This is a genomic window from Gemmatimonadaceae bacterium (assembly GCA_036003045.1).
Taxonomy (GTDB): Bacteria; Gemmatimonadota; Gemmatimonadetes; order Gemmatimonadales; family Gemmatimonadaceae; genus JAQBQB01.
Genome location: DASYSS010000017.1, coordinates 13,183 through 35,871, shown reverse-complemented (window position 1 = coordinate 35,871; position 22,689 = coordinate 13,183). Strand labels below are relative to the sequence as shown.

Genomic DNA, 22,689 nt, shown 5'->3' with positions numbered 1-22,689 from the left:
AGAGGGTGCCGCTCGATCGGCGGCGGAACGAAGGAAGAATACGGCGCGTGCCGACGAACCGTTAGCGTCACAGCCCGCCCGCGAGATCGCGCGGACTAGACACGCTCCGACCCGTGGGTCGCGAATCACGCCGAGCCGCCCGAGGTCTTTCGCGCGACCAGCGCAATACTGCCGATACCGCCGATACCGCCGGGCAGTATTGCCGGGCAGTGTCGGCAATACTGCGCTGGTCCGCGGAAGACAGTCCCACCCCCGAGCCTCACCCCGCAACGTTCACTTGACCGAAGCGGGAACCTTGATCGTCACGCCGTACTTGGCGAGCGCCTGACTCATTGAATTTGCCTTTCCGAGGAACGCGTTGCCGTCCGCGACTGCCTTCGGCAGCGCGAGCTTGACGTCGTTGTACTGCCGCACCGACGCCGCGCTGGGCGCTTCCCACACACCGGCGAGTTGGTTCTTCAGCGTCGACGTCCGACCGAGAACGTTTTCCGGATCGGCCGCTCCGCCGCGCCCGCCTCCGCCACCACCACCGCGTCCGCCGGCTCCCGCGTTCGTCGGTACGCCGAACTTCTTGCGGATCGCGTCGAACTCCTTGTTCAGCGATTCGAACTGCGTCTTCACGTTGGCGGGAATGTCACTCTTCTCGCTCACGCTCTTCGCGGCCGCCGTCATCTGCGGATAGAGCGCGTTCAGCGCCGTCGCCATCGCGACGCCGCGCCGCTGGATCGCGTGCAGGTCGGTGACGATCGCGTTGTAACGTTCGTGCTCACCGAGACCAAAGTGCACGTCAGGGTCGAACACGATCTTGAGCGGCTTCGAGTCGAGCACTTTCGTGCCCGACATCAGCGCGACCGTGTAGTTACCGGGCATCACGTACGGCGCCGGCCCGCCGAGTCCACCACCGCCACCGAATCCGCCGCCCCCGCCCCCGCCGCCGCGGCCCGTTGCGCCTGAACTGTCGGCCGGGTTCGCACACGGATTCATCGGGAGATATCCCGCGCTCGGCACAGGCTGCGGTACGCCCGGCACTGCTTGACCACCGCGGCCACCTCGGCCACCCCCACCGCCGCCGCCGCGCCCACCACGGCCGCCACCGGCGGCCTCGGAGTCCGCCGCGGCGGTGATCGGCTCGCCGCGCATGTCCCAACACGCCGTCTGGATTCCCGCCTGTGACTTCGCGCTCGGAATCGTCACACTGCGCACCGTCTTGCCGGTGGCGTCGGTGACGCGCAGCGAGAGGTCGGTCATCGGCGACTTCAGATAATACTGAACGACTGCTTCATTCGGCGGATTCTCACCGAGGAAGTACTGGTGTCCCCAGAACTCGTCGTTGCGATCGTCCTTGGTCTTCCACTCGAGCGCCGTCGGCACCGTGAAGAGTTTGGCGTCGGCGTTCTGCGCCGCGGCGTATTCCTGAATCGGCTCGAGGTGATCGAGCACCCAGATCGCCCGGCCGTGCGTCGCCACGATCATGGAATTGTCGCGCGGATGGAGCGTCATCTCGTCGACGCGCACGCTCGGCAGATTCGCCTGGAGACGCGACCAGCTCTCGCCGCGATCGAGCGAGACCATGATGCCGGTCTCGGTGCCGAGGTAGAGCACGTCGCGATTGCGCTGGTCTTCGGTGAACGTTTTGACCACGTCGCTCTGCAGGTTGTCGGAGAGCGAGTGGAACGACGCGCCGAAGTCCGTGCTCACCCACACGTACGGCTTGAAGTCGTTGAGACGGTGATTGTCGATCGTGACGTAGACGGTGCCGGCGTCGTAGGCCGACGGCGCGACCTTGCTGACCCAGCCGCCCGCCGGCGCACCCGGGAGATTCTTCGTGATGTTCTGCCAGCTCTTCCCGGCGTCACGCGACACATAGAGAAGGCCGTCGTCGCTGCCCGTGTAATACACACCCGGCTGCCTCGGCGATTCGGCGAGCGTGACGATCGCCGGCCACTGCGACACGCCATCGTCGCGCGAGATGCGGATCTCGGAGCCCTTGAGTCCCATCGTGACGATCGTGTCGCGGTTGGCGTTCGTCGTGAGATCGGGGCTGATCATCGTCCACGAGTCGCCGCGGTCGTGCGACACGAAGACGTGATTCGCCGCGACGATCAGCGCGCTCGGATCGTTCGGCGAGATGATCATCGGCGTGTCCCATTCCCAGCGGAACGACTCGCCGGGCTTCGGCGCCGGCGTCACGTTGAGCGCGTTTGGCCGAATCTGCTTCGACTCGCCGGTGACCGTGTGCTTGCGCGTGATGTTGCCGTCCTGCGTCTCACTGTAGATCCAGTGCGAATCCCTCTTGTCGGGAATGGCGACGAAGCCGTCGCCGCCCTGAATCTGGAACCACTCCGAGCTCATGATGCCGTTCGAGAACCGCGACGCGCTCGGGCCGCACCAATCGTAGTTGTCCTGCATGCCGCCGCACACGTTGAACGGGCGCGCCATGTCGTAGCCGACGTGGTAGAACAAGCCGGCCGGCAGATTGGCGAAGAAGTTCCACGTCTTCGCGCCGTCGTACGACACGCTCACGCCACCGTCGTCGCCGATCATCATGTGATCGGAATTGGCGGGATCCATCCAGATCGCGTGCACGTCGTCGTGTGCGACGAGCGAGGCCTGCGTTTCACTCGTTTTCCCGCCGTCGATCGTGAGCGACATCTTCACGCCGCCCTGGAATACGCGCTCCGGATTGTTCGGATCGACACGCACCTGGCTGAAGTAGAGCGGCCGCGGATTGTTCGAGCTCACCTTGTGCCACGTCGCGCCGCCATCGTCGGAGCGATAGAGTCCCGACTCGCCGGCGTCGGCGCCCGCGCCACCACGACCGCCGCCGCGTCCACCGGCCTGGGGAACCGTGTCGCCGCTCTCCGGGTTGATCGCTCCTCGCCCGCCGCGCCCGCCCGGCGGTCCCTGTGCTTCGATTGACGCGTACACGATGTTGCCGTTCTTGCGATACGTGTCGAGACCGATCCGCCCGAGCGGACCACTCGGCAATCCGCCGCTCAGGCGCGTCCACGTGTCGCCGCCGTCGATCGATTTCCAAATCCCGCTTCCCGGTCCGCCGCCGTTCACGCAGCACGCCGTCCGACGGCGCTGGTACGTGGACGCGTAAAGCGTTTTGGGGTCGGTGTACGACATCACGAGATCGTTCGCGCCCGTCTCGTCGTCGACGAACAGCACGCGCTTCCACGTCTTGCCGCCATCGATCGTCTTGTAGACGCCGCGGTCGCCGCCCGGCCCGAAGATCGACCCGACCGCCGCGACGAGCACAACGTCGTCGTTGCTCGGATCGATCAGAATGCGATTGATGTGCTTGGAGTCCTTGAGTCCGACATTCGTGAACGTCTTGCCGCCGTCGGTCGACTTCCACACGCCGTCGCCCCACGACGTCGTCTGCCGATTGTTCGCTTCACCGCTGCCGACCCAGACGATGTCGGGGTTCTGCTGCGACATGGTGACGTCGCCGATCGCGAGCAGCCCTTTGTTCTGCAGCAGCGGGCTGAACGTCGCTCCGTTGCTGGTCGTCTTCCACACGCCGCCGTGGGCGGTGCCGACATACCATATGGAAGTGTTCTTCTCGTAGACGGCGAAATCCGAGACGCGGCCCGACATGATCGCCGGCCCGATGGAGCGGAAGTGGAGTTTCTCGAACTGCTGCGCGACCGGTGCATTGGCCTGCGCAAACGCGAAGCGGCCCGCGATGGTGACGACGAGAGCAGCCGGGAGTCCGACACGGCTCACGTGGCGAATCATTTGACGCTCCGAGGAGGCGATTGTGGGTGGCCAGATTCTAGCGCGCGCGGCTGACGGCGGCGAGAACCTCCTTGGCCACCCGCCGATGCTTGCGCCCGACCAGGTCGATCGTGAGGATTCGAAGGGTTCCCCCCCCTCCCCGCTCCCACCTCCACAGCCGGCCCCCGCTCGTTCTCCATCCGTCGTTATGCGCTTCGGCGACGTCCTGACGACTGCGATCACCCAGATCCGCGCCAACAAGCTCCGCTCGTTCTTCACCCTCCTGGGCGTCATTGTGAGCGTGGCGTTCCTGGTGGCGGTCGTCGCCGTGATCCAGGGGATGAACGCGTACGTAAAAGAGAGCATCGCCGATGCGCTGATCGGATCGAATACCTTCCAGATTCGCCGGCTGCCCATCAACCTCGGCCTGATCGAGGATGCCGAATGGCTGCGAATGCAGCGGCGGCCGAAGCTCGGCACGGCCGACGTGGACTTCGTGCGCGCGGCACTCCCCAACGCCACGGCGATCTCGGTGCAATCGGGCTTCCCCACGCCGCGTAGCGACGTCGTCTCGGGCGACAAGACGCTCGGCTCCATCCAGGTGTACGGCGTCACTCCCGAGTATCAGACGATCCAGGACTACAAGTTCCGGTACGGCGACCCGCTGACGGACGTGGACACCCGCGAACGGCGATACGTCGGCGTTGTGGGTGCGGACATCACCGACAAGCTGTTCGACGGCCGCAATCCCGTCGGCAGGTCGATCCATGTACATGGCATCCCGATCCTGATCGTCGGCACCATCGCCGCGAAGGGGAAGGTGCTCGGCCAGTCGTTCGACGGATTCGTGATGCTGCCGATCACGACGTTCGAGTCGATGTACGGACGCCGGCAGTCGACGACGATCTCGGTGAAGATGGCCGAAGCGCAGGACGTCGCCCCGGCCATGCAGCAGGCCGAGGAAGCGATGCGCGTCGCGCACCGATTACGCCCGGGTGAGGCGGACAACTTCTCGATCGAGACGGCCGACGCGCTGGTGAATTTCTGGAAGCAGCTGACTCAGGTGCTCTTCACGGTGATCCCGGCGATGGTCGCCATCGGCATCGTCGTCGGCGGGATCGTGATCATGAACATCATGCTGATGTCGGTCCGCGAGCGGACGCACGAGATCGGGCTCAGAAAGTCCGTCGGCGCGCGCCGCGCGGACATTTTGCGCCAGTTCCTCGCCGAGTCGATCATGCTGGCCGCGATAGGCGGCGCGATCGGCGCCACAGGTGGGTGGGGATTCGCGGCGCTCATCGCCGCGGTGTCGCCGCTCCCGGCGCGCGTCACGACTTGGTCGATCGTCGTTGCGCTTGGACTCGGCGCCGGGGTCGGAGTGATTTTCGGCGTCTATCCGGCGTCGCGCGCCGCGCGGCTCGATCCGGTCGCCGCGATGAGGGCCGACTAGTGCGGCCGATCAGATCGATGTTCCGGCTCGGCGATCAGCTTCGCGAGAACTTATGGTCCGCGGTCGATTCGCTGAACGCGGCGAAGGGCCGGTCCGGCCTGACGGTGCTCGGCGTCGTGATCGGCGTGTCGACAGTGATGGCGATGGCGACGATCGTCTCGGGAATTCGCGATCAAATCGTGCAGACCATCGAGATCGCCGGCCCCACCACGTTCTACGTGCTGCGAGTGTATTCGGAGACCCCGATCAACCCGCAAGATCTTCCGGCCTGGGTGCGCAATCGTCCGGAGCTCACGATGGAGGAGGCGGACATGATCGAGAGACTGCCCGAGATCAAGTACGCAGCCATCTGGGGGCAGATCAACAACACGGTGGAGTTCAGCGGCTCGCACACGAATGTCGGCGTGATCGTCGGCGCGGACGATGGATATTCCGAGATCTACGGCGGCGACCTGACTGAAGGCCGATGGTTCACGCGCAAGGAGGAAGTCGCCGGTGCGTCGCTCACCGTGCTGAGCGTGGATGTGGCAAACAAGATCTTCGGCGCGATCCAACCGATCGACAAGGTAGTGCGCATCGGCGGCCGTCCGTTCAAGGTGATCGGGATCTATCAGGCGGCGGACAACATCTTCCAGCCGCCGGGGCAGGCGACGCACGCGATAATCCCCTATCGCGCGATGGATCACCAATTTTTCGTCGACAAGGCGAACGCGGTCTTTATTCCAGTGAAACCCCGCGCGGGTGTGACCGTAACGGCGGCCGAGGAAGCGGTGACGATCGCGATGCGGGAGTCGCGGCGATTACGGCCCGCGGATCACGACAGCTTCGACCTCATCACGCAGGACCAGATCCTCGACACGTTCAACAAGATCACGGGAGTCTTTTTCCTGGTGATGGTATCGTTGTCGAGCGTCGCGCTGTTGGTGGGGGGAATCGGTGTGATGGCCGTGATGATGATCAGCGTCACGGATCGGACGCGGGAGATCGGAATCCGGAAGGCGGTTGGCGCGACGCGTCGCGACATTCTTCAACAGTTCTTGATTGAAGCGTCGGCCCTGACCGGAACGGGCGGACTGATCGGCGTCGTGGCCGGGCTGGGGCTCGGACGCGTGGCGAGTCTCGCGATGAACGTGCATGGAACGACGCCGATCGACCTCACGGTCTTGGCGCTGGCGGTCTCCATCGGGATCGGCTTGGTGTTTGGCGTGCTGCCGGCGAGGCGGGCGGCGAAGTTGGATCCGATCGAGTCGTTGAGATACGAGTGACCGGCTCAGCGGCTGCGCGTCCCGCGCCACCGTTGCAGCGACTACTCGGCCCTGAGCGCGCTCGACGGATCGAGTCGCGCGGCGCGACGAGCCGGGATCCAACTCGCCGCAAGCGCGCACGCCGTCAACACGACGATCGCCGCGGCCAAAATCGCGGGATCGAGCGGAGTGACCTCGAACAGAAATGCTCTCAGGAATCGCGCGACGAGGGCCGAGACGATCGTCCCCGCGATCGCACCGAGCGCGGCCAGTTCGAGTCCGCGTCGCGCCACCATCGCGGCGACTCCCCACGGGGTCGCGCCGAGGGCGATGCGGAGGCCAAGCTCGCGCGTCCGGAGCGAAACGACGAACGCGATCACGCCATACAGCCCGACCACGCCGAGCAGCAGCGTCACGCCCGCGGCAACGCCGAGCATGACCATAACGAACGCGAGACGAGCCGTGGAGGCGCGCACGATTTCGGCAAGCGGGCGCGCGTCGAACGTCGGCAGCGTCGGATCCAGATCGTGAACGACGCGCCGCATCGCGCGAGTCGTCGCGTCCACATCGCCGGCGGTGCGCGCGACGAGCGCGACGGTGCGCCCCGTCGGAGTCTCGATCGAATCCTGGCTCACCACGGGTGGCATGTAGACAGTTCGCGTCGGCGGAAGGGCGAGCGACGTGTCGCGCGCGCTGCCGACCACACCGACGACCGTGTACAGCGGCCCGCTCGGTAGGATCTGGAAGCGTTTGCCCAGAACGGTGGCGCCAGTCGAGTCCCCGAACATCTGTTTTGCCGTTTCGGTGCTGACCACGGCTTCGTCCCATCGCTGTGTGGGCGGCGGACCGAAGAGCCGTCCCTTCACGAGCGGAATGCGCAGGGCACGGAAGTATCCCGCATCCGCGGCCGAATAGATCTGGAGTGGCGGAATCGCTTTCGAGTGATCGGCCGTGCCCTCCACGTAAAGCGGATCGCCGTTATGGCCCGACGACGCGAGTGGAAGGTCGGTGGTGATGCCCGCTTCGGTCACCCCCGGCAGCGCGCTGACGCGCGTCGCGAGCTCGGTTTGAAAACGTACGACGTCCGAATCCTTCGGATACCGCGTCGCCGGCGCCGCCACCCACAGCGTGGCGATTCCATTGGCGTCGAACCCGGGCTTCACTGCTCGCAATCGCTCGAAGCTGCGCAACAGGAGGCCCGATGCGACGAGGGCGACGAGCGCCAGCGCCATCTGCACGCCGACGAGGATCGATCGCGCGCGGGCGCGGGCGCTGCCCGACGTCGACCCGCGGCCGGAATCGCGCAGCCCCACAAAGACGCCGCTTCGCAACGAGCGAACGGCGGGCGCGATCGCGCAGGCGGCGGCGACCAACACGCTCGTCACGATGATGAACCCAACGGTCGCCAGATCGACGTGGACCTCGGCCAGCCGCGGGATCTCTATCGGGCTCGCTCCGACGAGGAGCCGGACCGCGGCGGTCGCCCCGACGAAACCGATTACCGAAGCGATGACCGCGAGGACGAGCGATTCGGTGAGGAAGTGCGACACGAGGCGCGCGTGAGACGCGCCCATGGCGGCGCGAACAGCGATCTCGCGTTGCCGGGCTTCCGCGCGCACGAGCATGAGATTGGCGACATTCGCGCACATGACGAGCAGAACAAGGCCGGCGGCCGCGGCGAGGAGCCACAGCGTCGGCGCAACACCGGCGACCAGATCGTCGCGCAACGGCGTGACCGTCGGCGCCGGATTGCCCTGCTCGATCAAGAGCTTGGTCGTCACGCCCGGCGCGATGAGCGGATAGCGTTCGATCGTGCGCGGCAGCGCCGCGGCCAGCTCGCGCTGGACGGCATCGACGGTCGCCCCAGGCGCGAGACGCGCATACGCCCGCGAGTTGAAGCCGCCGAGCCACGCGGCGGTCGTGTCGAGCTGCAATGGAAACCAGACTTGTGTGTTCGCCGCCGGCACGCGGAAGGACGCCGGCATCACGCCGACGATCTCGCGCAACGCGCCGGCGATGAGAAGCTTCTTGCCGACGACGTTCGGGTCCGCGCCGAACCGTGCGCGCCACAGTCCGTCGCTGATCACGATCACGTTCGGCGCCTTCGGCACGTCGTCCGCCTCCGACAGCGCTCGGCCTTTGGCCGCCGGCACCTCGAACATCGTCATGAAGTTGCCACTCACGAACGCCGACGTGACCCGCTCCGGGTTGCCGGCGCCGTCGGCGTCGCTCGCGTTGACCGACGTGGTGCGGTAGAGCGCGATGCCGCGCAATGACCGGGCTTGTTGCCGATACGTCAAATACATGTTCGGCGTGATGCCGGCGTTGTTGAACGACAGCTTCTTCATGTCGTGCGAGATCGACGCGAGCTGCTGCGGCCGGCCGTACGGAAGCGCGCGCAGCACGACGTCGTTTACGACGGTAAAAATCGCCGCCGCTGCGCCGATGCCTATCGAGAGGGTGAGGAGCGCGGTGGCCGTAAACGCCGGCGCGTTGTCGAGCGAGCGAAACACGAACCGGACGTCGCGCGCGAGCTCGTCGAGCGGGCGGCTACGATATTCGTCGCGCGCGGCGTCGATCCACTGAGCCCCGCCGAACGCGACCGCCGCCCGCCGGCGCGATTCCTCAATGCCGACGCCCTGGTCCCGCAGCTTGGCGGCGTGCATGTCGATGTGAAACTGCATCTCTTCACGCATCGCCCCATCTTCACGCTCAGCCGTCATCCCGCCGACAATGCGGCGGAGCTCGGACACGATCCTCCGCCACCAGCTCATGGTTCCATCCTCAACACGAGCTGGATGCCGCGCGACAGCCGTTCCCAACCCCGTTGCTCAGCGGCAAGCTGACGCCGGCCGGCGGTCGTGAGCGAGTAGTACCGCGCGCGGCGGTTGTTCTCGGTGGTGCGCCAGTCGGACGCGATCCACCCCTGGCGCTTGAGGCGATAGAGGGCGGGGTAGAGCGAGCCCTGATTCACGGCCAGTGCTTGCTCGGACCACTGGTGGATCCGCTCCGTGATCCCCCATCCGTGCATCGGGGCGAGACTGAGTGCCTTGAGGATGAGCATGTCGAGCATGCCCTGGATCATGTCGCCGGACTGGTCGTTCTGCGGCACCGCGGCTCCTCTCGGTTGCAGAGAGAAGGTGTGGGTGCTCTACTCGATTGTCAAGAGGAACGACGTGGTCAAGATGATGGGTGGGGCATGTTGGAAATCATGCGTGCCGCGGTGATACGATCACCGAGCTCGATCCGGTCGACGACCTCTTGGCCGCGAACCACTCTGCCGAGTGACGTGAAGTCGCCCTCGTTGTGCGGCTGCGGGGTGTGATTGAGCGTGTAGCCTGGCCGTCCCGTGTCGAGTCCCGCACTCGCCCACGCGAGATTGCCGCGCGTCAGACGATGGCGATTCACTTCGTCCCGCTGTAGGGCGGCGTCCCGGATCGTCGCTTGCTGATCGACGAAATCCGGCACGACGCGCGTGAACTCCGTGCCGACGATCGTTCCCCGTTCGGTGATGCGCGCGAGAGCATCCATGGCGAGCGGCGCATCGCCGGCGTACAGCTCGAGCTCGATCGTGCCGCGCGGCGTCTGCCATTCGGCGCGCGGCAGCGGCTTTCCTTCATACGCCGGGACCACCCACCGCTCCACGATGGCGCGGTACTCGCCGAATGGTCGCTCGACGAGCGGTTGGGGCTGACGGCCGCGTCCTCTGCCTCCGCCGCGACCGGTTCCCCCGCCCGACGTGTCGCGCAGGATCTGCGCGGCAACATTCTGACAGTAGGGCACAGTGTCGCTCGCCAGCGCTGATGCCGCGGTGCGCGCTTCGGCGTTGGCGAACGGTTGCAGCTGACGAATCGCCGTCGCGCGTAGCGCGCACGGGCGCGACCCGTCGCTCGCGGCGACGAGTGCCGCGACGGCAGACGGTCCGCGCGCTCGTCCGAGTCCTTCGGCCGCGCTCACCGAAAGCCATGCGTCGGGTGCCGCGAGCGCCGTCACCAGCGCCGCGACTGCCTGCGAATCGGGGTAGGTGCCGAGCGCCCGCACGGCTTCCGTGCGTACGCGACGATCGTCGTCTCGGGTCGCGGCAATCAGCTTCGCTTCGGCGCGATCGCCGAGCGATGCGGAATCGGCTTGCGATTTGACCAGGCCGCGCACGGCCCACGATCGGACCAGCGCCGAGGGATCGCCGCTGAGTCGCAGCAGCTCGGCGACCGCCGCGGGATCGCGCGGGCGGAAGAGCGCCCACGTCGCGCGCCATCGGATCTCTTCGTCGGGCGAGCTCGTGAAGCGAACGATCGGGGCGATGTTGCCGCGGGCGGTCGAGCGACCGATGGCGAGCAGCGCTTCGCCGATCGCATCGCGCGTATTCGGCGCGACGTTGGCTCGCGTCAGATAGCGCGCGAGCACCTCCCGGGCCGCTGCGGTTTTGATTTTTCCCAGTGCGCACGCCGCCTCCACCGCCACCGTCGGCGCGGTGCTCGGATTCGCGAGCAAGCTGTCGAACCACGGAATCGTGAGCATGTCGCGGAGCTGCCCGACGGCGAAGACCGCCGTGGCGGCAAGTGCGGTGTCGGCGTCGAGCGGCCGGGCACGCAGCAGCGCGACGCCGCGCTTGTCATTGATGTGCGCGATGGCGAGCATCGCGCGACGGCGCACTTCCGGATGCTTCGATCCGAGCGCGCCAACGAGCTCGAGTGTGTCGAAGCGCCGTACGTCCTCGAGCCGGAGCAATCGAGCGACATCCGCGATCGCCGCGGAATCGAGCGGCGGACGACGCGCCTGCGCGCCGGCGAGGGAGGCGGTAGACGCGAGCAACAAGAGCGCGCGCTGGACGGTCATGGCGGTGAACATCACCGCCGGAGCAGCCTCGTCAAGACCGCGGGAACGGCGCTGCCTTCGGCCGACAAAGGCGACTCGGGTTGACATCCTACCCAACGGAGGCAATACTCGGGTAGAATGCCAACCCAAGATCCCAACACCCGTCATGGTGGACACGGGCAGTGAGTACAACTGGATTCCGAGCGACGTCCTGATCGACCTCGGTGTCACTCCGGTGCGCGTCGACCGGTTCGAGACGACCGACGGCCGCATTCTCGAGCATGAAGTTGGATTCGCGTTGCTCTACGCGGCCGGACGACTCCGGCCCGTCGGTGGTCGTGTTTGCGCGCGATGGGGACATGGTGCTACTGGGCGCGCACGGACTCGAAGGACTCAACCTTCGAGTGGATCTCACCGGCAAGGAACTGATTCCGGCCGGACCCTTGCCGGCGGCGTTTGCGGCCCGGATCGAAGGGTAATATTACCGGACCGGAAGGCCAGTCGTCCGCGTGCTAGCGTCCGTCGCGTGAGGGCTCGCACATCCCATCCGCGATGCCTGTGCTTATGATATACTCCCGTCCTCGCCGGCATGAACCCGCCTTCATCGCTCGAACCCGAATCGATTGTCCTGACGCCCGCCGCGCGGGTGCGCCTCGTCGACCGTTACGAGACCGGTGTCGCGCTCCTCGTCACGCTGTGGACCGCAAGCTTCGTCGCACGCGTGCGATTGGCGTACGCCGACCGATTGAGCGACGTCGCAAACGAAGCGTTGTTGTCGCTCTTGTTCGTGGTGCCCATCATGCTCGCGGCGTGGGGTCTGCTCGCCGCCGCGGATCGGTGGCTCGAGCTCGGCTGGTTCGGGTCTCGCGATCGACGTTAGCCGTGTAGCGAAATCCCGGTCTGACGTCCGAAGTCCGCGGGCTCTAACCTCAATCGTTGCGCACGTGGGTCGAGTGGGCCGCCCGCTACGGCCGGTGTGCCCGCCGCGCGCCCTTCCATGGAATCGGCGGCGAGCGCAGACAGGAGGCGGCACACGTCGCGAGGATTCTCGCGCCCCGCCGCGCTGTCTTCGGTCACACGTGCGCACTCGTTCATTTGCGCGTGGGCGCCAGCAGGGGAGAACGCCACGCTGAACGCCGCGGCGCACCAAAGATTGGGAAACGTCCTGTGGGTCGGCATGTTAGAGAAGAATATCGCCGCGCACGCGTTGCCTCAGAGTCCACCACATCGCCCCGAGCAGCGACGACCGCTGAATTTCCACTTTCGCCTCACCCGTCGCGGCCACGCGCCACGCGCCGTCAGTGCGGACGGGGACACGCGCCTCGATCGTTCCCCCCGCCACACCGTTCAGCCCGCGTCCAGCCGGTGAAACCGCGTCGACCGTCGCGACGACGCGCGATGCCGGATCGGCGTTCGTGACGAGATTCACCACCTGTCCGGCTCGCACTCGCGTCGATCCCGCACCGTCGAGCGCGATGCGAGCCTCCAGGGAATCGACTGTCGCGATCGTCAGAATGCTCGTGCCGTAGTCGACTCGGCGTCCGGTCTGTTCCTCGACGCGCGGAGTCGTGACGACGCCACTCCATTGCGCGCGGAGTGTCAGCGCGTCGATTCGCTTCTGTAAGCCTGAGAGGCGCGCCGACGCGGCGCTGCGCTGGTCGTCGAGCTGTGCCGCCGTCGCCGATTGATTAGTCGCTCGAGCGCGCAGCGCGGCGACGCTCAGAGAATCGACGACTCGCGCCGCGGACAAAAGCTCTCGCTCGAGCGAGCGATCCACGATGCGCGCCACCGGGGCTCCCGCCGGGACTCGCGTTCCTTCACGCACGAACACTTCGGCGAGGATCCCGCTGTCTGGCGCGACGAGGCCGAACGTTCTCACCGGCGCCAGCACGAATTGACCCGACGCCGTGAGATTCCACGGAATCATCGCCATGATTACTATCGCAATCAGCCCGGCTGCCATGCCGGAGGCGGCGATTCGCTTCCAACCCCATCGGCGTCCTCGCTCGGCCCGTTGCATGCGAACGGCCATGACGACGGCGCGCGCCCATTCGACGATCGTCTTTCGGGCCAGCGTGAAGATCAGCGCGAGCGCGAGCGTGACTCCCAACGCACCGAGCCCCGCTCGCGCTTTTCCAACGAACCAGGACCCGATCAGCGCGAACAGCAGCGCGATGTAGCACACGGCGAGACTGCCGTACACAAGGAAGACGCGCTTCTCCCGGCCACTCACTGGAGGCTCGGGCATGTCCAGCCGCAGAGTGTGGCGGCGCAGCCACCATCCGACGTACGCCAGCGCCCGTTGACGGAGATTCGGGATCTCGAGCCAATCGGTCAGCGCGAAGTAGCCGTCGAGCGGGATGAGCGGGTTCATATTCGTGAGAACCGTCGTCGCTCCGCCGATCAGCATCGCTGCCAGCGCGATCTCCGCCACGAGAGTGCCGGGACGAGCGACCGACCAGACCAGGGCCGCAAACCCCGCGGCGGCGAATTGAATCCAGGCCCCCGCGGCGGTGACCCAGAGCCTCGAGCGCACTTCGGGAAAACTCCACGCGTCGGTGACGTTGGCGTAGAACGCCGGCTGAAAGTACACGAGCATGAATCCCATCTCGTGCACCTCGCCGCCGAAATGCTTGCACGTGAATGCGTGGCCCAGCTCGTGAATGAGAATGACGACTAACGCGGTGCACCAGAGCACCACGACCGCGCCAAAGGTGATGTTGGCGAATGAATACAGTTGAGCGATCGTGTGCGAGAACTCGTCCCACCGTGCGGCAAGAACTCCGAAGTATGCGGCGAAAAGGAGCACGCACGCCGCGAGAAACGCCGGCGTGAAGCACCAGCGGATCGTGGGAAGAATCCTGTTGAACAACTGATCGGGGTCTCCCATCGACCAACGCATCCGCAGCAGCTCGCCGGCGAACAGCGCGGGTTGGCGCCGCTTTCGTCGCTCCGCGCGCAAGCGCTCCAGCTCGAGCGTCGTGCGCTCGACGAGCGTTCGTTCCAACACGCCGATCGACGAAAGCTTCCGCGCGAAGCCTTCGACGGCTCGCGACGGAACTTTCATTCCTTGGTCGGCAAGCGCGCGCGCGATGTCGTCGGGCGTGCGTCGGCCGTCGAAACAGCGCATCACGGCGATCTCGACCGCGCCGAAGCGAAAGTACTTTCTGGTAGTCGGGTCCTTGACGACGAAGCTCTTCTCACCTTTGAAGAGCTGCTCGACGATCGTCAGATCCGGTCGAAGCCGTGGAAGGAACGCCCCCCGCGCTCCGCTCGCGTCGGCGATGAATGCCGCGGTGGCCATGTCAGCGCCGAGCGATCCGCTCGCCGGGCGACAGGCCGTTCACGATCTCGACGCGACCGTCGCCGAGATCTGCGCCGACCGTGACGGGACGAAGCGCGGTCCCGGCTCCCTCGACGACGAGCACGAAGCCGTCCGGCGCCACCGCGTCGCGCGGAATCGCGACGACGCGCCGTCGCTCGGCGCCGAGCCGAACGGTGACGCTCGCGCCCGGGATGAGCCGCGACGTTTCGCCAACCCGAAGCACGACTTCGCGCGTTCCGCTCGCCGCGTCGATGACCGGGGCGGCGCTGGCCACGATTGCACTCGCCGTCGCTCCGGCGTCATTGGACACCGTCGCATGGTCGCCGACGTGCACGCTCGCCGCCGTTGCTTCCGGCACGCGAACTCGCGCCATGAGCGGCGACGTCTCGGTGACGCGAAAGAGCGTGTCGCCGACGTTCACGAAGCGTCCGGCGCGGGCATATCGCGCCGTGACGACTCCATTGAACGGCGCGATGACCTTGGTGAGCTCAATGTCCCGCCGCGCTTTCCGTCGCGCGAGATCCGCCTGCTGGTACTGGAATTCCGCCTGCTCCGAGTCGGCGACGGTGATGCCCCCCGCCTTCGTCATCAACCGCGCACGCGCCACGACTTTACTCAGATTCTCGAACGACGCGTCGGCCTGAGCGAGAGCGATCTGCTGATCGGCGTTCTCCAACAACGCTAACGGTGCGCCGTTCGCGACGTGATCGTTCAAATCGGCCAGCACCGAGTCCACGTTCCCCGCGGCGCGCGCGACTACGACGGCATCATGCTCGACGTAGAGCTGCGCCGGCAACCGCAGTGGTACCCTCACCGTGGTCGTGTCGACGAGGATGCCAGCCGCCGTCTGAACCGTTGCTTTCTTCGGTACGACGTTCGACTGTCGACTACAAGCCATCATCGTCGCAACGATTGTGGTCAGGCACGCCGACTTCACACTGCCCGCCACGGTGAGTCGCGGTATCCCGGTAGCCCGGTATCCCGATTGCCCGATCTTCCTCACGACCAGATCCTCCACCAGAAGAGCCGCAATCTCCGCCAAGGTTCACGCGTCACTCGACCAAGTACGGATGACGGATCGGTGAGAACGCGGGCATACGCTACCATCCCGGGGCGCACCAGATCGGAGTCATTCGGAACCAGTGCTCGCACAGGAAACCCGCTCGCGCCGTTTCCAGTAGCGCCGTTAGACCCGACCACCTGTCCACCCGTCGACCCGTCCACGCCGACCCCCACCCCCACGGGCGAAATCGCCGTCACGTGTCCCGAGAACGTCCGCTGCGGATATGCGTCCACTCGCAGGCGCACTTCGTCGCCGATACGAATTCGGGCGATGTCGCGCTCGTCCACGTTGAGGTCCAACTCGAGCGTGTCGGTGCGACCGACGACGATCAATTCGCTCCCTGCCTCCACCCATGAACCGAGTTTTTCTTGCGGCCTGGGCGTCAGCACGACGCCGGTGACCGGACTCCGCACGAGCGCCCCGCGAACTTGTTGATCGAGCACGGCCGCCTCGCGGCGCAGCGCGTCGGCGCGCATTCGATGCAGCCGCTCCTCGGCCGCGTCGCCGCGCGCGGACGCCGATGTCGCTTCGCGCTCGGCGCTCGCGGCATCCGACAGCGCCGCGTCACGCGCCGCTCGTTGATCGACGTCGCGCAATTGCATGATCGGATCGCCGCGCGTCACGCGTGCGCCTTCTCGGATGAAGACACGCTCCACGACGCCGTCGACGAGCGGCCGGATCTGGGTGCGGACGTTTGGCCGAAAAACCGGCTGGTTTCCGTCGACTCGCAGCGGCCACTGAATGAGCGTCAGCGACGCGATCACCACCGCGGCGACGATCGCCCACGTGAGTCTTCGGGCCGCCGGCAACGCGAGCAGCTGCTCCTTCTTGGCGTGGATCGCGCCCAGCGTGTCGGCGAGGGGAACTTGCTGGTAGAGCTGCGCGTTGCGAAGCGCGACCGTCGCCTGATTCGCGAGAATCGTCGCCAGCTCGCGCTGCCGCTCCGTCGCAAACTCGGGACGCTCGGCTTCGAAGAGCAGGATGCCGAGCACGCCCTCGTCGTCCTTGAGCGGGATGTACAAACCGCTCCTCACGCCATCCGCCTCGAGATCGCCTTCAAAGATCTGGAGAAAGAGTCGTTCGGCGTCCGACGCGGCTTCGGTCCGGTCCGAGAGGTAGAACGCTTCGCCGACGCCGGCGGCCCACGCGCCTCGCACGGCGAGATCCTGGAGCTCCGGATCCTCGCGGTCGAACTTCTCGACGCCGGCGAGCGCGCGGATGTCGCACTTGCCGCGCTCGTAGAGCGCGATCGCGCCGCGGTCGAATCGAATGGCGCGCATCGCGAGATTCACCACCGCGCGCATCACACGATCGAGATCGAGCGTCGATCCGATCGCGCGGCTCATCTCCATGATCAGCTCGAGATCACTCGTCCGATCGTTCGCCGCGACACGCTCGGCGTTTCGCAGCGCGACGCCGGCGACTTCGGCGAGACGGCTGAACGCGACCTGCTCCGCGGGTGTGAACGCGCCGTGTGCGGCGAGATCGCGCGCGACACGAAGCGCACCGAGTGCCGATTCCGAGGGGCGAAATGGCGTGACGAGGATCGCCATTCCTTCCTCATCTTCCATCGCCGGCTCCAGCGCTTCGAGCGGCGCCGTCGCTCCGGTCACCTGCTCGGCGCCTTCGCCGTTCGCTATCCAGCAGGTCAGGGAACCGTCTCGCTCAATCCACGCCGAGACTCGGTCCGCTCGAAGAATCGCGCGGGCGAAAGAAACTGTCTTCGTCTCGATCTCGCGCGCGTCGAGACTGGCCGCGAGCTCGACCAGCGCGCCGTGAAGCGGATCGAAAACGTCGGGCAGCGCCGCTTGTCCCACAGGCGTTGCCGTCAGCGGCAAGTCGGTCGCCGTCACCGGAGGAAGGAGTCAGCGGGGGAGGGACGGCAAACGTGGTACGACCCGGTCTCAGCCGCAATACGGGGACAGGCGACCGGCGGCGGGCTATGCGGAACAGTGGGAAGGGCGGAACGCTTCCCCAAGAAAAAAGGCGGGGGAGCCGTTGGCTCCCCCGCCCATTTAACGCCAGTTCTACGGCGTTACCACTGCACGATGGGTGCGATGCGCTCCTCGAGCTCACTCACCGTCAACTCGATCGACTCGACATCCTTTCCCGTTTCCTTCTTCACGTTCTGCTTCTGAGTCTTCGTGAGGTCGATTCGGACGGTCTCTTTTTCCTTGCTCATGATCGCACCTATAAGGGAGTTTGTTTAGGAAAGGAGGCTACGGAACTAATGGCTCAGCGGTACTTACGGCGAGTTAACATCGGTTTCGGCAGCTTTACTCAATAATTCATGATTGGGGCAATGCGCTCTTCGAGCTCGTTGACCGTCAACTCGATGGCCTCGGCATCCTTCCCCGTCTCCTTCTTCACGACTTCCTTCTGGGCCTTCGTCAGGTCGATTCGGACGATCTCTTTTTCCTTGCTCATGTCACGCCTTTCCATAAGGAGGTCGGGGTGCGGCGGGTGCCGGTTGCTGTCAGGAACGGATGAGATGGTACTTCCGGTCTGTGAAAGGACCGTGAATGTTCTTGGGCCGATCGTGAAATACGGTCGCGCTCGTCAGTTACAGTTCCCGCCGCCGGTTCCTCTCGCAGTTCTCTCGCGGAGACCGTCCCCCTTCCATGTCCGCGCTGTCACTCACGTTGTGCGGCCGCGTCGCTGCGGCTCTCGACGGTGGTCCTTTGCCCGCGGCGTCGCTCGGCAACAAGAGCTTGGCTTTGCTTGCGTTTCTGGCGCTCGAGCCGGGAGCTCATAGCCGGGACGAGATCATGGCCATGCTCTGGGGCGAATACCCGGAGGAGAAAGCCCGCGCCTCGCTCCGACAGGCGCTCGCGCATCTCCGCGACGCACTCGGCGAGGCACTTTACACGGATCGCGCGTCGGTCTTTCTCGTCTCGGAGCCGGACAGCGACATCCGCCGGTTTCTTGCTGCCGCCGATAGCTCACCCCGCGACGCGGCCGATGTCGACATCCCGCATTTCCTCCGCGGGCTCCAGTTGCGACGCTCGGCTGGATTCGACGAGTGGGCCGATGAAAAGCGCCACACGCTTCTCCGACGGTACGCCGGCGTGCTCGCGGCGGCCGTACGAGAATCGATTGCCAGCAATCGTTCGCGCGATGCCGTACGAGTCGCCGAGCGATGGGTGACCGTCGATGACTTCTCCGCCGACGCGACGCTCGCCTTGATGGAATCGCAGTTTCTCGCGCGCAATCGTTCGGCGGCGTTGCAAGCGTTCGCCGACTATCGGTCGCGTCTCGACGCCGACGAGCGTCCGGATCACCGGCTCGTCGAGATGGCGCAACGGATCCACGACTCGCGTGCGAGCGGCGAAGCCAAACGACAAGCGACCGAAGAATGGTACGCAGCCGCGCCATCGTTTTACGGAAGCCTCATCGGCCGGGATCGCGAGTGGGACCGCCTGCGCGCGTCGTGGCGCGCCGTCGCGCAGAGCAAGTCGCGCGTCGTGATCGTCGAAGGCGAATCCGGCGTCGGCAAATCCCGACTCGCCGACGACTTCGCGCGCTGGGTGACCGCCGAGGGAGGCACGGTACTTCGCGGACGCGGATTCGACGCGCGCGTCGGCGTGCCGTTCGGCGCGATGATCGAAGCGCTTCGCTCGGGGATCGACGCGCCAGGGCTGAGCGGGACTGACCCCCAGTGGCTGACGGAAATCGTGCGCGTCGTGCCCGAGCTGCGTCAACGTTTCGCCGGACTTCCCGCCGTCGGACCCGCGTCTACCGCGGACAGCTGGCGTCTCTTCGAGGGGATCGCACAGATGCTGCTCGCGATTTCGGAAGAGACTCCGGTCACGGTACTCATCGACGACGTGCAGTGGATCGACGCCGACAGCTGCGCGCTGCTCCACTTTCTCGTGCGCAAGCTCGAGCGCGCGGCGATTCTCTGGTTCGTCACCTTCGCGCTCGGCGCCGTGGAGCGCGACTCCGCGGCGGCGCGCTGGGTGCGCGCGTTGCGAGGATCGCCGGCGTGTGAGGTCGTCGCGCTTCGACCGCTGAATGAAGACGAAGTCTGGCAGCTCGTGCGTGGACTCGGTCGAGTGAGCACACCGGCCGGAGCGCACCGGCTGGCGTCGCGCATCTATGAAGTGACGGCGGGTTACCCGTTCTATATAGTCGAGCTGCTCAAGACGCTCTTCGCTCAGGGCTGGCTGACCGTCGAGCCCGAGAGCGGCGAGTGGATCGTCCGTCCGAGCGACTCGGGCGACGAGCCCGCGCTCACGCTGCCCTCTGTCCACGAAGCAATCGCCGAGCGAATCGAGTGTCTGTCGGACGAGCTCAAAGGGGTGCTGATCACGATCGCGGTCTCGACGCGTGGCTGCAGAACCGACGTGATGTCTCACGTGCACGGCATTTCCCGCCTCCGCGCCGCGGCGATCGGCGACGCGCTCGTCGAGCGTCACTTGGTCGTCGAGGACAACGGAGCGTACCGCGTCGCGCATCCGGTGATCGGGCGCGTCATGGGCGACGAGCTCGGGAAATCCCGCAAGCGCGAAGTGCATCGCGGGCTCGCGCTCGCGATGGAGCTCGTCGGGTCGGAGCGCGCCGAGTACGTGGATCCCGGTGAGATCGCGCGACACGCCGAGCAGGCGGGCGAACGAACCATGGCCTACAAGTTCGCCATGCAGGCCGTCGAGTCCTGCGAACGCCGCTTCGCCTTCGACGACGCACTCGCCTGGCTCGACTTCGCCGCCGGCGTCGCATCGACCTCTACCGAGTCCGACGCGGTGAACCGCGCGACCGCACAGCTCCTCGAGATCTCCGTCCGCCGCGAGCTCCCGCCTGCGCGCATGACGAGCGCCAATGCAGCCGCGGAGCTCGACGTTCGCACGCCATAGCACGCGCTGAGCCGCCACCTACGAGACACGCGGCCGAACCGGCCGAGGTCTTCCGCGCGACCAGTGCAATGCTGCCGACACTGCCCGGCAGCATTGCCTCGGCTCGCGCTCCCGACCGCGGGCCGTCTCGGCGCTGCTTCAGTAAGCGCGACGGTCCGCGGAGGACAGTTCCACCGCGAACGCCCACGCCCCGAGTCGGGCCCGCCGAGAGGCGGGCCGCCAAAACGGAGCCCTTGACGAAATCGCCTAACGCCGTTAACTATTGGAACACTGTTCGACCGGAACCAGCCGATGGGCGTCAAGGAACGACGACAACGCGAGCGAACGCAGGTCCGCGAGAAGATTCTCGACGCGGCCCTGGAGGTGTTTGCGAAGGATGGCGCCCAGGGCGTCACCATGCGCGCGCTCGCCGAGGCCATCGAGTACTCGCCGCCGGTCATCTACGCGCACTTTCGCGACAAGGAAGCCATCATCCAGGAGCTATGCTATAGGCAGCTCCGAAGCTTGGCCCAGCAGTTCGCGAACTTCGGCGCGCTCGATCCGGTCGAGCGTCTCCGGCGGATCGGCTACGTCTATTCGGACTTCGCCGTCGATCATCCGAGCCACTTCCGTTTCCTCTTTCTCACGCCGCACGCGTTCATTGCCGACGGAGAGGAGGTCGCGAAGGACGATCCGGAGCGGAACGCGTACGCGTTTCTCAAACAGACGGTGAAGGACGGACTCGCCGCTGGTGTCTTCCGGCCCGAGTACAAGGACGCCGAAGAGGTCGCACAGATCTGTTGGGGAAGCGCGCATGGCTTCATGGCCCTGCACAACATCAAAGGGCCGAACAGTTGGGTCGAATGGCGCGACGCGCGGAAGACCGCGCACCGGCTCATCGACGCAACGTTGGCCGGCCTCGTGAAAGCCGAGGCCAACGCTCGCACGAACGGCGCGCCGGCTCGGAAGTCTCGAGCGCGCTAGACGAGCGGGGAAAAAAAGGAGGATCGAGCAGTCGCCCACGCGGCGTTTTTTTAGGCCCTGAAGTTAACGCTGTTAGCAGTGATACCGATGTTCACCACTCGTGGAGGACGTATGAGATCGCGTAGCACCGCCGTCGCAGCATCGACCAACCCGATCACCACAGCAGTGCATTCCGCGCTCCTCGCGCTCGCCCTTGTCGGCGTCGCCGCGGCGGCATCCGCGTGCGCACCCGCCGCCGCGAAGACGACGAACGCCGCCGACAGTGCGATCCCCGTCGTCGCTCAGCCAATTTCGCTCTCGGCGCGTGGGTGGTCAGCCACCGCGAGCGGCATCGTGCAGGCGAACGCCAGCGTCGACGTCGCGTTCCAAGTGCCGGGCAAGGTCGTCACGATCGGGCCGGACGAAGGACAGTCCGTTCGCGCCGGCCAGCCGATCGCGTCGCTCGATCCCACGGAATACCGACTCGCCGTCGAGCAGGCGGGCGCACAATCCGATCGCGCGGCGCACGATCGTGACCGCAACCAGCCGCTGCTCGCGTCGGGCGGAATCGCGCCGGCCGAGATGGAGCACCTCGAGATCGGCGCGCGTCAGAGCGCGGCGGCCGCGGATCTGGCGAAAAAGCACTTGGCCGACACGAAGCTCGAAGCTCCCATCCCGGGCATCGTTTCGCGTCGAGTCGTAGAAGTCGGCGCGACCGTCGCGGCCGGCCAGACGGTCTACACGATCGTCGCGCTCGATCCGGTTCGCGTGCGTGTCGGCGTTCCCGAAGCCGACGTCGGCCACATCACCGAAGGTGCTACGGCAACCGTGCGCATTCCGGCTCTGGACACGAGTTTCGCCGGACGCGTGTCGCTCATCGGCGTCGCCGCCGATCCCGCGACGCGAAGTTACGCCGTAGAAATTTCGGTGCCGAATCCCGCGCGAAAGCTGCGCGCCGGGATGGTCGCCGAGGCGACGATCCACACGCGCGAGTCGACGTCGGCCATGATGGTGCCGGCTCCGGCGGTGGTACACGACGGCGGCGTCAACGGGACGACGATCGTCTACGTGCTCGATCATGACGCGGCTCGCGTGCACGCGCGCCGAGTGACGACCGGCGCCGCGCACGGTGATTCGCTCGAAATTACATCGGGCGTCGCGACCGGCGAGCAGATCGTGGTGGCTGGTCAGCAGCGGCTGCGCGACGGCGCGCGGGTCCAGCAGGTTGCGTCTCCTTCGAGCGCGAACGCGGCCAAGGGAGCGCGATAGCC

General features: G+C 66.2%; 16 protein-coding genes. 7 read left to right on the top strand and 9 right to left on the bottom strand.

What is annotated here, in order from left to right; translation table 11 throughout:
• Positions 1 to 273: 273 nt before the first annotated feature.
• Positions 274 to 3,747, bottom strand: a complete 3,474-nt coding sequence (locus tag VGQ44_02270; protein HEV8445609.1) for a hypothetical protein — start codon at positions 3,745 to 3,747, stop codon at positions 274 to 276.
• Positions 3,748 to 3,934: 187 nt separating this feature from the next.
• On the opposite strand from VGQ44_02270, the gene VGQ44_02265 reads away from it, so the two are divergent.
• Positions 3,935 to 5,176, top strand: coding sequence for an ABC transporter permease (locus VGQ44_02265; protein ID HEV8445608.1), 1,242 nt, complete (start codon positions 3,935 to 3,937; stop codon positions 5,174 to 5,176).
• Complete coding sequence (locus tag VGQ44_02260) at positions 5,176 to 6,441, top strand: ABC transporter permease (GenBank protein ID HEV8445607.1); 1,266 nt, start codon at positions 5,176 to 5,178, stop codon at positions 6,439 to 6,441. The genes VGQ44_02265 and VGQ44_02260 overlap by 1 nt, the downstream gene beginning before the upstream one ends.
• 41 nt (positions 6,442 to 6,482) lie before the next feature.
• Here VGQ44_02260 and VGQ44_02255 read toward each other — a convergent pair whose 3' ends face one another.
• The 3 genes from VGQ44_02255 to VGQ44_02245 form a co-directional block, all read right to left on the bottom strand.
• On the bottom strand, positions 6,483 to 9,194 hold the full coding sequence (locus VGQ44_02255) for an ABC transporter permease (GenBank protein ID HEV8445606.1): 2,712 nt from the start codon (positions 9,192 to 9,194) through the stop codon (positions 6,483 to 6,485).
• A complete protein-coding gene (locus VGQ44_02250; protein ID HEV8445605.1) occupies positions 9,191 to 9,532 on the bottom strand; it encodes a PadR family transcriptional regulator in 342 nt (113 codons plus the stop codon). Before VGQ44_02250 ends, VGQ44_02255 begins: the two co-directional genes overlap by 4 nt.
• Before the next feature lie 68 nt (positions 9,533 to 9,600).
• Complete coding sequence (locus tag VGQ44_02245) at positions 9,601 to 11,268, bottom strand: HEAT repeat domain-containing protein (GenBank protein HEV8445604.1); 1,668 nt, start codon at positions 11,266 to 11,268, stop codon at positions 9,601 to 9,603.
• A gap of 248 nt (positions 11,269 to 11,516) precedes the next feature.
• Here VGQ44_02245 and VGQ44_02240 point away from each other — a divergent pair, with 248 nt between their 5' ends.
• Positions 11,517 to 11,714, top strand: coding sequence for a hypothetical protein (locus VGQ44_02240; GenBank protein ID HEV8445603.1), 198 nt, complete (start codon positions 11,517 to 11,519; stop codon positions 11,712 to 11,714).
• A 110-nt stretch (positions 11,715 to 11,824) separates the two neighbouring features.
• Positions 11,825 to 12,115 carry a hypothetical protein gene (locus tag VGQ44_02235; GenBank protein HEV8445602.1) on the top strand — a complete coding sequence of 97 codons (291 nt, stop codon included), beginning with the start codon at positions 11,825 to 11,827 and terminating at the stop codon, positions 12,113 to 12,115.
• 300 nt (positions 12,116 to 12,415) lie between these two features.
• Here the strand turns inward: VGQ44_02235 and VGQ44_02230 are convergent, their stop codons facing one another.
• The 5 genes from VGQ44_02230 to VGQ44_02210 form a co-directional block, all read right to left on the bottom strand.
• Positions 12,416 to 14,539: an HlyD family efflux transporter periplasmic adaptor subunit gene (locus VGQ44_02230; GenBank protein HEV8445601.1), complete on the bottom strand. Its 2,124-nt coding sequence runs from the start codon at positions 14,537 to 14,539 to the stop codon at positions 12,416 to 12,418.
• A gap of 1 nt (position 14,540) precedes the next feature.
• Positions 14,541 to 15,461 (bottom strand): efflux RND transporter periplasmic adaptor subunit, encoded by a 921-nt coding sequence (locus tag VGQ44_02225; protein HEV8445600.1) that lies wholly within the window; start codon positions 15,459 to 15,461, stop codon positions 14,541 to 14,543.
• Positions 15,462 to 15,559: 98 nt separating this feature from the next.
• Complete coding sequence (locus VGQ44_02220) at positions 15,560 to 17,476, bottom strand: efflux RND transporter periplasmic adaptor subunit (protein ID HEV8445599.1); 1,917 nt, start codon at positions 17,474 to 17,476, stop codon at positions 15,560 to 15,562.
• Positions 17,477 to 17,658: 182 nt separating this feature from the next.
• The gene (locus VGQ44_02215; GenBank protein HEV8445598.1) at positions 17,659 to 17,805 is read right to left on the bottom strand and encodes a hypothetical protein; all 147 of its coding nucleotides are present in this window, start codon (positions 17,803 to 17,805) and stop codon (positions 17,659 to 17,661) included.
• Positions 17,806 to 17,903: 98 nt separating this feature from the next.
• Positions 17,904 to 18,050 carry a hypothetical protein gene (locus VGQ44_02210; protein ID HEV8445597.1) on the bottom strand — a complete coding sequence of 49 codons (147 nt, stop codon included), beginning with the start codon at positions 18,048 to 18,050 and terminating at the stop codon, positions 17,904 to 17,906.
• Between the two features lie 194 nt (positions 18,051 to 18,244).
• Here VGQ44_02210 and VGQ44_02205 point away from each other — a divergent pair, with 194 nt between their 5' ends.
• The 3 genes from VGQ44_02205 (at position 18,245) to VGQ44_02195 (ending at position 22,687) form a co-directional block, all read left to right on the top strand.
• Entirely contained in the window at positions 18,245 to 20,476 is a 2,232-nt protein-coding gene (locus VGQ44_02205) for an AAA family ATPase (GenBank protein ID HEV8445596.1), read from the top strand.
• Between the two features lie 291 nt (positions 20,477 to 20,767).
• Positions 20,768 to 21,439, top strand: coding sequence for a TetR/AcrR family transcriptional regulator (locus VGQ44_02200; protein HEV8445595.1), 672 nt, complete (start codon positions 20,768 to 20,770; stop codon positions 21,437 to 21,439).
• A 111-nt stretch (positions 21,440 to 21,550) separates the two neighbouring features.
• On the top strand, positions 21,551 to 22,687 hold the full coding sequence (locus VGQ44_02195; protein HEV8445594.1) for an efflux RND transporter periplasmic adaptor subunit: 1,137 nt from the start codon (positions 21,551 to 21,553) through the stop codon (positions 22,685 to 22,687).
• Positions 22,688 to 22,689: the final 2 nt, after the last annotated feature.